This is a genomic window from Synechococcus sp. BIOS-E4-1 (genome assembly GCF_014279995.1).
In the GTDB taxonomy this organism is placed as follows: domain Bacteria; phylum Cyanobacteriota; class Cyanobacteriia; order PCC-6307; family Cyanobiaceae; genus Synechococcus_C.
In genome coordinates this window covers 784,049-798,796 of the sequence record NZ_CP047935.1, presented here as the reverse complement: position 1 = coordinate 798,796, position 14,748 = coordinate 784,049, and the positions used below count along the sequence as shown (strand labels likewise).

Here is a 14,748-nt window from a genome sequence, read left to right as displayed (position 1 = left end):
GAATTGCATCACCTAAAGTCGAAGCGTGGGAGCGTGGCGGAATTGGTAGACGCAGCGCACTCAAAATGCGCCGCCTTCGGGTTTGTCGGTTCAAGTCCGACCGCTCCTATTCATCTTCAAGGTCTCCAACAGGATTGAGCTGATCTCTGCAAAAGCTGCGGGACACTGCGAGACAATGAGCTTGTCTTTGATTTCCTCCGGGAAACAGCCCTGAACGACCCATGGTGGAGCCAGAGCCAGTGCCCTCGTCCGACGCGGTGATGGGCACCTACAACCGCTTCGCGCTCTCCCTCCAACGCGGCAAAGGTTGTTGGGTCTGGGATGAGAGAAGCCGTCGCCATCTGGATGCCGTTGCCGGCATCGCCACCTGCACGCTGGGGCACAGCAACAGAGCGATGCGCAAGGCTCTCACCGGGCAGCTGCGCAAGCTTCAGCATGTGTCCAATCTCTATCGAATTCCGGAACAAGAAGCGCTGGCGAAGTGGCTGGTCAACAACAGCTGCGCAGACAGTGTGTTCTTCTGCAATTCCGGAGCTGAAGCCAACGAAGCTGCGATCAAACTGGCCCGGAAACATGGTCATCTGCGGCGTGGCATTGAACGCCCCGTGATCATCACTGCCTCGGCCAGCTTCCATGGACGCACGCTGGCAGCGGTAAGCGCCACTGGACAACCCAGATACCACCAGGGATTTGAACCCATGGTGGAAGGCTTCGAATTCTTCCGATACAACGATCTCGCGGATTTCGAACAGCTGCTCGAGCGACTGGAGCAAAACGGTCCACGGGTGGCCGCAGTGCTGATCGAGCCTCTTCAGGGCGAAGGAGGCGTGAATCCCAGTGATCCCAGCGTGATGCAGGCGATCCGCGAGCACTGCGATCAACGCAACATCCTGCTGATCTTCGATGAAGTGCAAGTGGGGATGGGCCGCACCGGCACGCTCTGGGGTTACGAGCAGCTCGGGGTTCAACCCGATGCTCTCACCCTTGCCAAAGGCCTAGGCGGCGGACACGCCGTCGGTGCACTGATGGTGCGACACAACGCTGATGTGTTCGAACCTGGCGACCACGCAAGCACCTTCGGCGGCAACCCTTTCGCTTGTCAGGCCTGTCTGACAGTGGCGAGCGAAATTGAGAAGCGCAATCTGCTGCGCAATGTGCGCGAGCGGGGCGCCCAGCTGCGTGCAGGACTCAACAGGCTTGTGCAACATTTCCCTGATTTTTTAGAGGGGTCACGTGGATGGGGGCTCCTTCAGGGCCTGGTCCTCAAGCAGGACTGCGGGATCACGGCGATGGACGTGGTGAAAGCCGCTCTGGAGGAACAGCTGCTGGTGGTGCCCGCTGGTGCTCAGGTGGTGCGCATGGTGCCCGCTCTGGTGATTAATGCGCGAGAAATCCAGGCTCTGCTCACGCGGCTGGAACGAGCCCTGAACCGCGTGAGCTGAGTGAATCAGCAGGGCCTTACTCCCCATGATCTGAGTGATCTACTGCCGCGCTTTGACGTCCGTGGGATCGACTTGTCATTGGACAGGATGACGATCGCTCTGGAACAACTGCATCAACCAGCTCAGTCGATTCCTGCGGTTCAGGTCGTGGGCACCAACGGCAAAGGGTCCATCGCCTGCCTGATCCACCATGGATTGATGGCGGCCGGTCTGCGCTCAGGCCTGACCACGTCGCCCCATCTGGCGAGCTGGTGTGAACGCATCCGCATCAACGACCAGCTGATCTCCATCAGGGCCTTGCGACACACGCTCCAGCAGTTGCAACCACTGACAGAACAATGCCGCCTGACGCCATTCGAGCAGCTGATCTGCACTGCGCTGATTCACTTCGAAGCCCAGAAAGCCGACTGGCTGGTGCTCGAAGCAGGGCTGGGGGGCCGGCTGGATGCCACCACAGCCCACAGCTGGCGCCCTTTGATTGCTGTGGCGTCGATCGGCATGGACCATCGCGAGCATCTGGGCCCCAACCTTGAGGCCATCGCTGCAGAGAAAGCCGCGGCCATCGGTGAGGGTGCCCACGTGATCAGTGCAACACAGGAGCCTGAGGTGTCTGCGGTGCTGGAGCAACGAGTGGGTGAGATGAAAGGCAGCCTGCAGTGGGTCGACGCTCTGGATGAAAGCTGGAGCCTGGGCCTGTCAGGGGCTTGGCAGAAACGCAATGGAGCCGTGGCTGCCGCCGCTCTGCAATGGATGAGTACACGCAGTGAAGCGATCTCAAACCAAGCCATCCGTGCAGGTTTTGCCACGGCACGCTGGCCCGGTCGCTTGCAGTGGATGCGCTGGAGGGGCTTAAGGCTGCGGGTGGACGGAGCCCACAATCCTCCTGCCGCCATCGAGCTGGCACGAGAACGCTGCATCTGGTCATCCCATGGCACGCGGCAGGTCTGGATCCTGGCGATCCAGGCACAGAAGCAGGCACCGGAGATGCTGCAACAACTGCTCAGCTCTCAAGATGAGGCCTGGATTGTGCCGGTGCCCGGACATCGCAGCTGGAGCCTGGAACAACTGCAGCAAGCGCTGCCGCTGCAGGCCCATCAGCTGACATCGGCGCAGACTGCCTCCCATGCGCTCGATCAACTGCTTGAGCAGGGCTGGCCTGAATCGGCACCGGTGATTGCAGGATCGCTTTATCTGATCGGCCACCTGATGGAAAACGGCTCATTGGAGGCAGAGTGAACGTCAAGCCACTCACTGGAACCATGGGATCGCTGCTGAAGCTGCTCGCCGCACTCACCCTGGTGATGACCTGGCTGACGCCGGTCACGGTGCTGGCTCTCGACACCTCTGCTGGGGTGGGCCTGCAAGACCGAGCGCTGTTCCAGGATCGGGTGGATTACACGCTCACGAATCAGAGCGACGGTGACTTTCACGACCAGCAACTCACCAACACCTCATTCGCTGGCGCAGTGGGGCGTGGCGCTGATTTCAGCGGAGCCAATCTGCATGGGGCAATCTTCACGCAGGGGGCTTTTGCCGAGGCTGATTTTCATGGAGCCGATCTCAGCGATGCGCTGATGGACCGGGCGGATTTCACGCGTACGGATTTGCGCGATGCTCTGCTGCTCGGCGTCATCGCTGCCGGCAGCAGCTTTGCCGGAGCCCAGATCGAGGGTGCTGACTTCAGTGATGCTCTGCTGGACCGAGATGATCAGCGCCGGCTCTGCCAAGAGGCTGAGGGGGTGAACCCCACCACGGGCGTCTCAACGCGCGACAGCCTCAGCTGCTGAAGCCTCCCAGTTTTCCGGGGTTGAGCAGACCGGCAGGGTCGTAACGATGCTTGGTGGCCACCTGATCACCATCCACCACACCGAGGCCACCACCCTCCACGGTGAGCACATGCGGGTTGAAGATCAGGGCGCCGAGATCCCGGCATTGCTGCATCAACTGCTCCAGCGCTTCAACACCGCGCCAGCGCACCAGCGGAAGCGCTGCGATGCGCTGAGCTCCCTGCTGTCGGACACCCTCCAGATGCCAAAGCAGGTCATCGCCCCAAGCCTGCTTGAGGGTCTCCAGGCAGTTGATCTCCGGCTGAGGCAGCAGCATCTGCAGGTAGGTCCAGTCAGGGTCCCGCTGGCGCAGATGCAGGGTGGTGTGATTCCAGCTCAGCTCTCGGAGTCCGTTGCCTTGACGGTCGGCCTCCGCTCCGAGATGGGTCAGATCAGCACCCACAGCTGCCGCCAGCCGCTGAACCGTGCTCACCGCATCGGGCGCCACGAGCAGCAACAGCCGATCAGAGCGGCGCTGAGGCAGGTCCCACTTCGGCAGCAACTCGACCACAGCGGCCTCCAGAACGGTGCAGAGATGCAGATCGATGGCCGCTGAACTGCAACGCCTTGCCAACTCCACTGCCGTGGCCCAGTCCGGACAATCCACGACCACTTCCTGCCAATCAACACGCAGCGCCGTGGCCAGCCGCAATGCCGTAATGATCCCATTGGTCCCGTAGGCATGATTCAACGCCTCGGCATCACAGGCTTCGAGCTGCAGGACCTGTGGCTCCTGCTCCATGGTCACCACTTCCAGTCCCAGCAGGTGCCCAGGATCCCGAAGAAATCCCCAGCGCACGGAGCCGATGCCACCGGAACCACCGGCGATGAACCCACCGATGGTGGCGCTGCGCCAGGTGCTCGGCATCAGACGCAACTGCCGGCCAAAACCAGCCAGCTCTCTGTTGAGATCCTTTAGGAGGCATCCGCACTCAACCACGGCTACGCCGCTGGCCTGATCGATGGAACGCACCGCCCGCAGCTGGGTCATCACCATCACCACCCCAGATTCCAGAGGCACGGACTGGCCGTAATTGCCAGTGCCTGATCCACGCAGGGTCAAGGGCACCGCATGGCGCCGGCACGCTGCCGCCACATGAACAACCGCCTCAACCGTGTCCGGCCTGACCACCAGCTCCGCTCTGCAATCGGCCAACCTCTGCTGAAGCACAGGCGAGTATTCGTAAGCATCACGGGAGAACCGATCCAGCTCCTCCGGCTGCGTCAATAACCTCAGGCCGGGGACTACCGCCAACTCAGTTCGCAGGGCATCAGGAAGCATCGGTCGGTCTTGAGGGCGTTACGCCCAATCCTGCACCCAATGTCCACCGGCAAGAACCCGACGTCGGGATGCCATCGACAGCAACTCAGGCCAGCTCCCACCGGGCAGATGAATCAGGTCCGCTGGTGCTCCGGCACGCAACCGTCCGTCCCAATCCAAACCCATCAGACCCGTCGCATCGGTTCCGAAGGGCTTCAGGCCATCGTCATCCCAGGGGGCGAGCTGAGCCAGCGGCAGACTCATGGCCATCAGTGCCAGGGGATCAAGCTGTCCGCCTGGATACCAGGGATCCTGAACGTTGTCACCACCGACAGCCACAGCAATCCCCGCGCGTTGCAGCTGACGGATCGGAGCCAGCGGCCTGCGCAGCGGAGTTTCGTTGTCACGATGGCCGAGCAACCAGCCATTGGTGAGCGGCAGTGCCACCACACGCAGGTTCTGGCGCGCCATGCGGGTTCCCAACCGCTGCAATGCACCGGCTGACAGCAGCGACAGGCTGCTGGCATGGCTGCAGGTGACAGGCACCGAAACAGTCATGCTCTCAAGCACACGCAACAGCTGGCGCACGCCCTCTGCAGGTTGGGAGGCTGCTTCATCGATATGCAGATCCACTGGGCAGCCATGTCGATCCGCAAGCTCCAGCAGACGTCGCAGAGCACGGCGCGTGGCCCGACCCCTGCAGGGAGGTGCCAGAACACCGCCGATCAGTCCATCCACCTTGGCCACCGCAGCAGCCAGGTGCTCCCCCTCGGCCGTGGACCAGTGCTCAATCGGCACTAAAGCCACGAGCTGCAGCTCAATGCGTTCACGCCAGTTGTTGCTTAGGTCAGCGAGCACCTCCCAGCTGAAGTTCGCGCCAGGTCCAAGGCTGTCAATGTGACTTCGCACGGCTCGCAGACCGTGTTGCCAGGCCAGTTGCAAACAGCGCTCTCCACGCTGCTCAACCTTCGCTGCCGTGCGGGTCTCATGCTCCCTGAAGTTGGCCGCCAGGGCCTGCTCATAGGTGCCCTGAAGGTTGGGGTGCTCAGTCCAGGAAAACGCCTTGTCCAGATGGGCATGGGGTTCCACAAGTCGGGGCAACACCAGACCGGTGGCCTCAGACGTGGCCCTCACCGACTGGATCCTGCTGCCTGACCAGGTGAGCAGCACGGGAATCAATCCATCAACACCAGCGGTTGGCATCGGATCGGAACCCAGATCGAGCAGAGAGCGAGGACAGCGTGCTTTGAGCTCACCGGATGACAACGAAACAGCTGCTGTGCTCATTCGAGCTTGCCGGCATCCGAATGGGCATTGAGCACCAAAAACTGGCCTGCAAGTCCCAGGCTGGTCACTGAGTAGCGCGGCAACCGCAGAGCGGGCAACAGGTTCTGACCACCGACGGTTGTTGTATATACGCTGGCCAGACCAAGGTTCCAGCGACGGGTGAACTGATCAGCAAGCAACGCCAGAGCCTGCTCTTGATCAGCGATCAAGCGAGGACAGTCACTGATCCAAAGCTGCAGCACCATCGGCAAGGTCTGACGCTCGCAGATCTCCTTGGTGGCCAGCTTCGCCAATGTTTCGCCGGCAAAGACCCGGTAGTCCTCCCTGGTGGGATTGGTCACGAACAATGCAGCGCTACTCCCTACCAGCACCAGCACAGCTGAAGTCGCCGTTGCTGAAGGCCAGCGCCAACGAGGCGAAGACATGCGGGTGTGACTGCAGGGCGAATTGATAGATTCTTACCGACGCGGCGGGCGTCGCCAAGTGGTTAAGGCAGCGGCTTGTGGCGCCGCTATTCGGGGGTTCGAATCCCCTCGCTCGCCCTTTCACCTTTGAGGCAGGCAGTCTCTTCAAGAGGTCATCAACGCCTGAAGCAGATCATCCGCGCCATGGCGGATGGGATCTCTGCACAGAATTCCAAGACGTTCGCCGCACTGCTCGACGACTTCCGACGCCTGCTGATCGTCCAGTCGGGCGGTGTTCAATGCCAGTGCTCGCACCCTGGGAGCTGGAGGGCTACCGGCAGGTCGACCGATGGCTGCCAGCGACTCACAGAGCGCCACCAGATCCTCCAGAGACGGCAGAGGGATGTCCGGCAGTCGATCAATCGTCGACTGCTGAGCACGATGCACCATCATCAGGGCTGTTGGCTGACTGCCTCTCAGCAATGGCAGGGTGGCTGATGAACCGGGATGGCAGAGCGACCCCTGCCCCTCCACAAGCACCAGACCCCTTGGCGGCAGAGTCTTTGCTGCCGCAAGCACGGCGGCCTCCACAGCACCAGCGGCGAAATCCACCCGGACGGCATCCAAAGGGACCCCCTGGCCACTGATCAGGATCCCTGCCTGGCCTGTTCCAACGAATGCAGAGGGCACTCCAGCACGAGCGGCGGCTTCATGAACAGCCAGACAGGCGCTCATCTTGCCAACAGCCATATCCGTGCCCACAGCCAGGATCCGCTGACAGGGGAGCGCAGCAGCGCGAGCTTTGCCGACGCCAAGTCCAGTGGGCTCTCGGCGCAGGTCCCAGATCCAGCGACCGGGTTGCAACGCTGCTTGCAGCTCCTGGTCATCGTTCAGATAGGTGTGCAAACCACTGGCGATGGACAGGCCGGCCTTGAGTGCCGCCAATACATCGGTCCTCATGGCATCGGGCAATCCACCGCCAGAGGGAGCCAGACCGACGACAGCAACAGTTGGTCCAAACGCCAGCGCCTCGGCCAGATTGCGCACTACAGGCACTGGCCTGGCAATCCCTGTGACGAGCTCCAGCCGCTGTCCTGCATGGTCAGGATCAATCACGGCCACGATCGGGCCAGGCCGATGGCGCAACATCGCCAATCCGGTCTTACCGGTGAGAGACGACAGCCCACCGTGCTGCATCAGCACCACCGGCATGGCAGCAAAGCCTGAAGGGCACTGAGTAATGGATTCAAGACTCAAGCGATGGGGCCCACACCAGTGACCATGGATCTAGCAACGCCCACCAACCTGCATGCGCCCCGACCTGGATGGGCAGCTCTCGATGCACATCCAGGAGAAGAAGACTGAGCCTGAAGCGTGAATCAACCGCAAGGGCTTCGATGACCGCTGCGACGCACAGCTCATCGAAGACACAACGCAACCCCGCAACAAAAAACCATCAACTCAATGAAAAGTCACGATTTTTTGTGTCGCCAAGAGCCTCATAAGCAGGCTTTTGGGGACCAATGACACAGAACACTGTAGAAACTTGATTGTCATCGACAAGCAAAAAATATTTTTGTGTTTTGAGCAAACTCGAGCAGCACTACTGATTAATCTTCTGTTCAGAAGGCTGCGTTTTTCTGGGGGCACTGCTCATGTCCAAAGGATTAAAAGAAGCAAGTTTTCTCGGCGCCACATTCCTACTGGGCCTTGCCACACTGGAGGCCCTGCTTCATTTGGCTGGCTTTTGAACAGTCTTTCTGAAGCCAGAATCACACTGCTTGAGCAGGTTGCGAAGTGCCCTACAAGGCAGACGAAAACATTCTGGTGATCAACCTGAGATTCCAGCAATCCAAACCTCGACAAAAAAGGTCGAAACAAGCGGCGAGGATGATGTAGACCATCAGTTGCAATTGGTCATCCACCACTCAGGAACATTGCTCAACCCTTTAAAAGCAACCATGCATGGCGATGCGCATGCAGAGCAATGGAGCAGAACAGCTTGTTTTGAGCCAAGACTTAAGCCGCAGAAGGTCAAACAACCTCAGACCCAATCGACTGTTCGTCCGATTGTGCAGGTCAGTCTTTCATGCAGAAACTTGAAAGCCGTGTAATAATTACCTAACGCCGAAGAGCCCTGAAGGGTCCACTGCGCGAGATCCGATAAGTCGAACCCAAATGAATCGAAGAGAAACTTCTCCCCATCGGGAGTGGAGAAGGTCTGGCAAACCTGCCAAGGCCTACCAAATCACAGGATACGAGTCACCACAGAGACGCCGTTATCTGCGAGAACTTGCAGAACAAGAGGCCAGCCAATCAGTTTGAACACATTGCCTTGCTGCTGATGCCCAAACCAGCTGCAAACGGCGGTGACAGTCTGTCCTGATCCAGCGCAAGCCCCAGATAAGGGTCATCAACAAGATTGAGATGGCTGTCCAGATCAGGCCATCGGATCAACGACATCAGTTGAGCTGCAGCCCCATTGAGCAGAGAGCTGTCTGAATAACAGCCCACCATCAGATCAAGGTTCAATCGCCTCGCGACTTTTGCCATCAGCAGGGCTTCCGTTAAGCCACCGGTTTTAAGCAGTTTGAGATTGACCCCATCCACATGGGGGGCCAAACGCAGCAGATCCCCAAGATCCCAGCAGCTTTCATCGGCCACAATCGGCAGGCTGCAGTGCTCTTGCAAAGCGACAAATCCCAGCAGATCCTGCTGGGGATCATTGTTTGCAGCGATCGGCTGCTCCAGCAGCACAACCTCAGCAGCCACAAGGTCTGATTGCATCTCCCTGGCCTGCTGCACAGTCCAGCCACCATTGGCATCCACCTGAAGCTCATGGACCACTCCGGTCTGCTGCTTTCGGGCTTTCAGCATCGTCGCCACCGCTCGCAACAGTGACCTGTCATGGTCAAGGCCATCGGGGCTGCCCAGCTTGAGTTTGATGCGGGTGGCAGGCAGTTGCTGCCACCAGCGATGGAGCCGCTGCTGCACGCCCTCGACCGAAGCCAGGCCCAGGGTGACGCTGGTGGCAACAGCGCAACATCCATCAAGGGAGCACAACCGCCAGAACGGTTGCTGCAAGAACTGACCCCACCAGTCCCAAAGCGCCAGATCCACAGCACATCGCGCCGGTGGGGAAAGGTTGCTCAACAGCGTGTCAAAAACGCTTCGATCGGCAGGATCAAGCCTGTTCAGGGCAGGCAGCACACCCTGGAGTTCAGCCTCGATGTCCTCCAATCCATAGGACCGGTGACCGGTATCCAGACCACCGGTTTCACCCCGAGCGGTGATTCCTTCATGGTCAAGGCGCAGTTCAAGCCGCTCGACAGCCGATGTGGTGCCTCGGCTGATGGCCAGTGGAACCGCCTTGGTGAGCGGAAACCGACGCAGAGACCAGCCCATGCAACATGCGCACCGAACCTCAAGGTGACACAGGACCTTTGTGAACCACACTGAAGGAAGGTTCCATCGTCGGCGGTCCATCGGACGGCCCTCCGTCTTGACCGTCACCGCCTCTCCCTCAACCGCTCAAGTGCCAGGCCTGGAGCGGGGCAGCTACTGGATCACCACCTTCGGCTGCCAGATGAACAAGGCTGATTCCGAGAGAATGGCCGGCATCCTGGAGTCGATGGGTTATCGAGAAGCCACGGCTGAGCTGGACGCCGATCTCGTTCTCTACAACACCTGCACAATCCGCGACAACGCTGAGCAGAAGGTTTACAGCTACCTCGGACGACAGGCACGCCGGAAACGCATCAACCCCCATCTCAAGCTTGTCGTCGCGGGCTGTGTTGCCCAGCAGGAAGGTGAATCACTGCTAAGGCGCGTGCCCGAACTGGATCTGGTGATGGGCCCGCAACACGCCAATCGGCTGGAAACCCTCTTGCAGCAGGTTGACAGCGGTCAGCAGGTGGTCGCGACTGAGGAGCACCACATTCTTGAAGACATCACCACAGCGCGCCGCGACAGCAGCATCTGTGGCTGGGTCAACGTGATCTATGGCTGCAACGAACGCTGCACCTATTGCGTTGTTCCATCCGTTCGCGGCAAGGAGCAGTCGCGCCTGCCGGATGCGATCAAGCTGGAAATGGAAGGACTGGCGGCACAGGGTTACCGCGAGATCACCCTGCTGGGCCAGAACATCGACGCTTATGGACGCGATCTGCCTGGCATCACTGCCGAAGGACGGCGCAAAAACACGCTGACCGACCTGCTCCATCACGTCCATGACGTGGAGGGAATTGAGCGAATCCGATTCGCCACGAGCCATCCGCGCTATTTCACTCGGCGTCTGATTGATGCCTGCGCCGATCTGCCCAAACTCTGCGAGCACTTCCACATCCCCTTCCAGAGCGGAGACAACGACGTACTGCAGGCCATGGCCCGCGGATACACCATCGAGCGCTACCGCAAGATCATCGACTACATCCGAGAGCGCATGCCTGAGGCCTCACTCAGCGCCGATGTGATCGTTGCTTTCCCCGGCGAAACCGACACCCAGTTCAGACGCACCCTGCAATTGATCGAGGAGATCTGCTTCGATCTGGTGAACACGGCCGCCTATTCACCACGGCCCAACACCCCAGCTGCAAACTGGGAAAATCAGCTTCCAGAGGACGTGAAGGTGGCACGCCTACAGGAGATCAACGCCCTGGTCGAGCGCTGCGCCAAGCAGCGGAACGACCGCTATGCCGGCCGGGTCGAAGAGGTGCTGGCTGAGGGCATCAACCCCAAGGACCCCACGCAGCTGATGGGACGAACGCGCACCAACCGCCTGACGTTCTTCAGTGCGCAGGGCTCTGATGGACGCCACTATCAACCCGGCGACTTAGTTCAAGTTCGCATCAGCGCGGTGCGTTCCTTCTCTCTCAGTGGCACTCCTGTGCACGGCTGATACGTTTGCGGCGCAGACCGTTGTACAGCTTGTCCTCCCATGCCGACTCCCCTGATCCGCGTTGGCGTGGTGTTCGGAGGTGCGTCCGGTGAACACGACGTCTCAATCCGGTCGGCCACAACGGTGATCAAGGCCCTGGCCGACGCCAGCAATCGGGAGAAGTTCGAGGTGACGGTCCTCTATATCGACCGTGAGGGCCGCTGGTGGCCGGAGACCATCGCCAGAAATGTGTTGAAGAGCGGAATCGCACTGAGTGATGAGCAACTGCCTCAACCACTGCCCGCGCGAGGTCTGCGCCAGTTGCCGGTGGACCCCGATCAAATCGATGTCTGGTACCCAGTTCTGCATGGACCCAACGGAGAGGACGGCACCGTTCAGGGGCTGTTCACGCTGATGCAACAACCCTTTGTGGGCTCCGGCGTGCTCGGATCGGCCGTGGGCATGGACAAGCTGGCCATGAAAGCAGCCTTCGCCGTCGCGGGCATCAATCAGGTGCCCCACATCGGAGTCAACGCGGCTGACCTCAACAACCCGCAGCAACTGGAGCGTCTGCTTGTCAAGTTGGAGGAGGAGCTCGGCTACCCCTGCTTCGTGAAGCCCGCCAACCTCGGCTCATCCGTGGGCATCAGCAAGGCACACAATCGCGATGAGTTGCTGGCAGGCCTGCAGCTGGCAGCGGAACTCGATCCGCGCCTTGTGGTGGAACAGGGCGTCAAAGCAAGAGAACTGGAATGTGCAGTGCTCGGGCGTGATCATCTGAAGGCGTCCGTGGTTGGCGAAGTGCGGTTCGATGCCGACTGGTATGACTACGAGACCAAATACACGGAAGGGCGCAGTCAAACGCTGATCCCCGCACCCTTACCCGATGCAGTCAGCCAGAGGATTCAGGCCATGGCCGTTGCTGCCTGCCGCGCCGTTCACGCCTATGGCCAGGCACGCGTGGATGTCTTCTACGACGAAGCGGATGGCCAGATCTGGATGAATGAAATCAACACGCTGCCGGGCTTCACCTCCCAGAGCATGTATCCCACCCTGTGGGAAGCCTCCGGTATTCCTTTGCCACAGCTGGTGGCGGAGCTGGTGGCCACAGCGCAAGAATGAGCCTTCTGCCTCTGCTGCTGCCGCAATGATGCACGGTTTGCTCTGGTTCCCTCTGCTGCTGGTGTTTGTGCTGTTGGCGGCCCTGGGCTGGCTGGAGCGACGACGCCAGAATCTGTTCAGGGTCTGGAGCGAATCATCCGAGCTGGCCAAACTCGATGGCTGCGGCGCCGCACGACTGAAAAACGGTGAACTGTGCTGGAGCAGTTTCCATGCCGGCAGCTTCAAAGATGAAGGGCGCTTTGTGATCAAGACACTGGAACTGGTGGAGTTGATGTCGCTCTCCTCGGGTGATGCGCCACTGGCCCACGAATCGCAGGGTCGCTGCCGCCTGAGGTTGATCGGTGAAGGCCGCCAGATGGATGTGCCCTTCTCAGATGCGGAACGGGCTCGCCGCTGGATGAATCAATTGATGGCGAAGGCTCGTTGCGACCTGTGATGGCACGCTCGAAAGTCAATCAAAAGGCCAGCAAGAGCAGCGCCCCCCTGCCGCCAGGCGTCGAACGCCGGCGCAGGCTGCGCAAGGAGCGACGGCGAGAGCAGTTGATTCAGAGCTGGCGCATCCTGCTGTTCGGCGGAGTCTCAGGCGGACTGATCTGGGTGCTGCTCAGTGCCGGCTGGAGCCTGCGCTCTCAGCAGCAGCTCACGGTGCGAGGCAGTGACCGACTTGGCAGTGAGGCGGTGGTTAAGGCCGCCGGCCTGCGTTTCCCACGCCCCCTGATCACCCTCGAACCGGCTCGTCTCGAACGCCGATTGCTGGCCGAACTGCCGGTGCAGTCGGTGTCGGTTCAGCGCCGCCTTGTGCCTCCCGGTCTGGAGATCGAGCTGAAGGATCGCCGGCCTATCGCCGCTGCAAGCCGGATGGGAGCCCGAGGCAAGGAACAGGGCATGGTTGACCTTGAAGGCCATTGGATGCCGCTCACCGTTGCGCGCCAGGGCGAAGCCCCAGCCAGTGCGGTGCGTGTGGAGGGATGGATTCCCAGCCGGCGCTCAATGATTGCCTCAGTGCTGGCGCGACGGGATCAGTTAGGCAGTCCGTTAAATGTGATCCATATCGCCCCGGATGGCGATCTCAGCCTGCGCTTAAAAACTCTCGGGCTCGTGAGGCTGGGCTCCAATGAACGTCTGTTGGATCAGCAGCTCAGCACGATCGCCCTGCTGTCCAGCAGTCTTCCTGAAACCCTGCGAGGCAAAGACAGCAGCGGTATTGATCTTTCCGACCCCTCCAAACCGGAGTTGCAGTTAAAAGCTGATCAGAAACAGACAACGAGCAAACCCTGACCAGTGGTTACTCAGTGCTGAAACCACAACGAGTGTTATTTGAATTCGGCGATCGTCGCTCGCAGGGACATAATGCACGCACCTCAATGGTTCGACGTCGACGATGGAGATGGTGAGCGGTCAGATGTCCCCTTCTCCTGATTCAGCAGGAATTCTTCCCTCTCAATCCGCGCGAATTGAAGTCATCGGCGTTGGTGGCGGTGGCAGCAATGCTGTGAACCGCATGATTCAAAGCGACCTCGAAGGAGTTGCTTACAGAGTTCTTAACACTGATGCGCAGGCGTTGCTGCAATCTTCATCAGAACATCGCGTTCAGCTTGGCCAGACCCTGACCCGTGGCCTCGGGGCCGGCGGTAATCCCAGCATCGGCCAGAAAGCAGCTGAAGAATCCCGCGCTGACCTGCAGCAGGCACTTCAGGGTGCTGATCTGGTCTTCATTGCCGCTGGCATGGGGGGGGGCACTGGAACCGGTGCAGCACCCGTGGTGGCTGAAGTCGCCAAGGAAAGCGGCGCCCTCACCGTTGGCATCGTGACCAAGCCCTTCAGCTTTGAAGGACGTCGTCGCATGCGCCAGGCCGATGAAGGCATCGCCCGGCTGGCTGAGCATGTGGACACGCTGATCGTGATTCCCAACGACCGTCTGCGCGATGCCATCGGCAGTGCCCCTCTTCAGGAAGCCTTCCGCAGTGCTGACGATGTTCTGCGCATGGGCGTGAAGGGCATCACCGACATCATCACCTGTCCAGGACTGGTGAATGTTGACTTCGCTGATGTGCGCTCGGTGATGACTGAAGCAGGCACCGCCCTGCTTGGCATCGGCGTCGGATCCGGCCGTTCCCGCGCGATCGAAGCCGCCCAGACGGCGATCAACAGTCCTCTTCTTGAGGCTGCCCGGATCGATGGTGCCAAGGGTTGTGTGATCAATATCAGCGGCGGCCGCGACATGACCCTTGAGGACATGACCAGCGCCTCAGAAGTGATTTACGACGTTGTGGATCCCGAGGCCAACATCATTGTTGGCGCCGTGGTGGATGAACGTCTCGAAGGGGAGATTCACGTGACGGTGATTGCCACAGGCTTTGAGAACGGCCAGCCCTATCGCACCGAGAGAAGCGTTCCGCGCGCAGCAACATCGGCCTTCAGCTCTGCCGAATCTCAGGATGCCGGTGCGCGCATCCCCGAATTCCTAAGACAGCGTCAACAGCACCAGGATGGCGGGAAGGACAGCTGATTGAACCATCAGCACTTCAGA

At 60.2% G+C, this 14,748-nt stretch carries 14 protein-coding genes and 2 tRNA genes; 11 read left to right on the top strand and 5 right to left on the bottom strand.

Annotated features, from left to right (window positions below; genetic code table 11):
- Nucleotides 1-27: 27 nt before the first annotated feature.
- From SynBIOSE41_RS03950 to SynBIOSE41_RS03935, 4 genes are all read left to right on the top strand, one after another.
- Nucleotides 28-109, top strand: a tRNA-Leu gene (locus SynBIOSE41_RS03950).
- Between the two features lie 112 nt (nucleotides 110-221).
- Entirely contained in the window at nucleotides 222-1,442 is a 1,221-nt protein-coding gene (locus SynBIOSE41_RS03945) for an aspartate aminotransferase family protein (RefSeq protein ID WP_186539688.1), read from the top strand.
- A gap of 87 nt (nucleotides 1,443-1,529) precedes the next feature.
- Nucleotides 1,530-2,678 carry a folylpolyglutamate synthase/dihydrofolate synthase family protein gene (locus SynBIOSE41_RS03940; protein ID WP_186539687.1) on the top strand — a complete coding sequence of 383 codons (1,149 nt, stop codon included), beginning with the start codon at nucleotides 1,530-1,532 and terminating at the stop codon, nucleotides 2,676-2,678.
- A 65-nt stretch (nucleotides 2,679-2,743) separates the two neighbouring features.
- Nucleotides 2,744-3,229 (top strand): pentapeptide repeat-containing protein, encoded by a 486-nt coding sequence (locus SynBIOSE41_RS03935; RefSeq protein WP_255476024.1) that lies wholly within the window; start codon nucleotides 2,744-2,746, stop codon nucleotides 3,227-3,229.
- Here the strand turns inward: SynBIOSE41_RS03935 and SynBIOSE41_RS03930 are convergent.
- From SynBIOSE41_RS03930 to SynBIOSE41_RS03920, 3 genes are read right to left on the bottom strand one after another with little or no spacing between them, the layout of a single operon-like run.
- A complete protein-coding gene (locus tag SynBIOSE41_RS03930) occupies nucleotides 3,219-4,550 on the bottom strand; it encodes an FAD-binding oxidoreductase (RefSeq protein WP_186539686.1) in 1,332 nt (443 codons plus the stop codon). The two genes, SynBIOSE41_RS03935 and SynBIOSE41_RS03930, sit on opposite strands and share 11 nt — an antisense overlap.
- 18 nt (nucleotides 4,551-4,568) lie before the next feature.
- Nucleotides 4,569-5,816, bottom strand: coding sequence for an amidohydrolase family protein (locus tag SynBIOSE41_RS03925; protein WP_186539685.1), 1,248 nt, complete (start codon nucleotides 5,814-5,816; stop codon nucleotides 4,569-4,571).
- Nucleotides 5,813-6,241, bottom strand: a complete 429-nt coding sequence (locus SynBIOSE41_RS03920) for a DUF4359 domain-containing protein (protein ID WP_186539684.1) — start codon at nucleotides 6,239-6,241, stop codon at nucleotides 5,813-5,815. Before SynBIOSE41_RS03920 ends, SynBIOSE41_RS03925 begins: the two co-directional genes overlap by 4 nt.
- 44 nt (nucleotides 6,242-6,285) lie before the next feature.
- Here SynBIOSE41_RS03920 and SynBIOSE41_RS03915 point away from each other — a divergent pair.
- Nucleotides 6,286-6,358: transfer RNA gene (locus SynBIOSE41_RS03915), tRNA-His, on the top strand.
- A 27-nt stretch (nucleotides 6,359-6,385) separates the two neighbouring features.
- Here SynBIOSE41_RS03915 and SynBIOSE41_RS03910 read toward each other — a convergent pair.
- Nucleotides 6,386-7,432: a DUF1611 domain-containing protein gene (locus tag SynBIOSE41_RS03910; protein WP_186540772.1), complete on the bottom strand. Its 1,047-nt coding sequence runs from the start codon at nucleotides 7,430-7,432 to the stop codon at nucleotides 6,386-6,388.
- Nucleotides 7,433-8,010: 578 nt separating this feature from the next.
- Here SynBIOSE41_RS03910 and SynBIOSE41_RS03905 point away from each other — a divergent pair.
- Nucleotides 8,011-8,334 (top strand): hypothetical protein, encoded by a 324-nt coding sequence (locus tag SynBIOSE41_RS03905; protein ID WP_186539683.1) that lies wholly within the window; start codon nucleotides 8,011-8,013, stop codon nucleotides 8,332-8,334.
- Between the two features lie 202 nt (nucleotides 8,335-8,536).
- Here SynBIOSE41_RS03905 and SynBIOSE41_RS03900 read toward each other — a convergent pair whose 3' ends face one another.
- Nucleotides 8,537-9,625: a dipeptide epimerase gene (locus SynBIOSE41_RS03900; RefSeq protein ID WP_186539682.1), complete on the bottom strand. Its 1,089-nt coding sequence runs from the start codon at nucleotides 9,623-9,625 to the stop codon at nucleotides 8,537-8,539.
- 97 nt (nucleotides 9,626-9,722) lie between these two features.
- On the opposite strand from SynBIOSE41_RS03900, the gene miaB reads away from it, so the two are divergent.
- From miaB to ftsZ, 5 genes are all read left to right on the top strand, one after another.
- Nucleotides 9,723-11,117 carry a tRNA (N6-isopentenyl adenosine(37)-C2)-methylthiotransferase MiaB gene (miaB, locus tag SynBIOSE41_RS03895; RefSeq protein WP_186539681.1) on the top strand — a complete coding sequence of 465 codons (1,395 nt, stop codon included), beginning with the start codon at nucleotides 9,723-9,725 and terminating at the stop codon, nucleotides 11,115-11,117.
- 39 nt (nucleotides 11,118-11,156) lie between these two features.
- Nucleotides 11,157-12,218: a D-alanine--D-alanine ligase family protein gene (locus SynBIOSE41_RS03890; RefSeq protein WP_186539680.1), complete on the top strand. Its 1,062-nt coding sequence runs from the start codon at nucleotides 11,157-11,159 to the stop codon at nucleotides 12,216-12,218.
- A 25-nt stretch (nucleotides 12,219-12,243) separates the two neighbouring features.
- Complete coding sequence (locus SynBIOSE41_RS03885; RefSeq protein ID WP_066906837.1) at nucleotides 12,244-12,654, top strand: hypothetical protein; 411 nt, start codon at nucleotides 12,244-12,246, stop codon at nucleotides 12,652-12,654.
- Nucleotides 12,654-13,496: a cell division protein FtsQ/DivIB gene (locus tag SynBIOSE41_RS03880; protein WP_186539679.1), complete on the top strand. Its 843-nt coding sequence runs from the start codon at nucleotides 12,654-12,656 to the stop codon at nucleotides 13,494-13,496. Before SynBIOSE41_RS03885 ends, SynBIOSE41_RS03880 begins: the two co-directional genes overlap by 1 nt.
- A 103-nt stretch (nucleotides 13,497-13,599) precedes the next feature.
- Nucleotides 13,600-14,727 (top strand): cell division protein FtsZ, encoded by a 1,128-nt coding sequence (gene ftsZ, locus SynBIOSE41_RS03875; RefSeq protein WP_186539678.1) that lies wholly within the window; start codon nucleotides 13,600-13,602, stop codon nucleotides 14,725-14,727.
- Nucleotides 14,728-14,748: the final 21 nt, after the last annotated feature.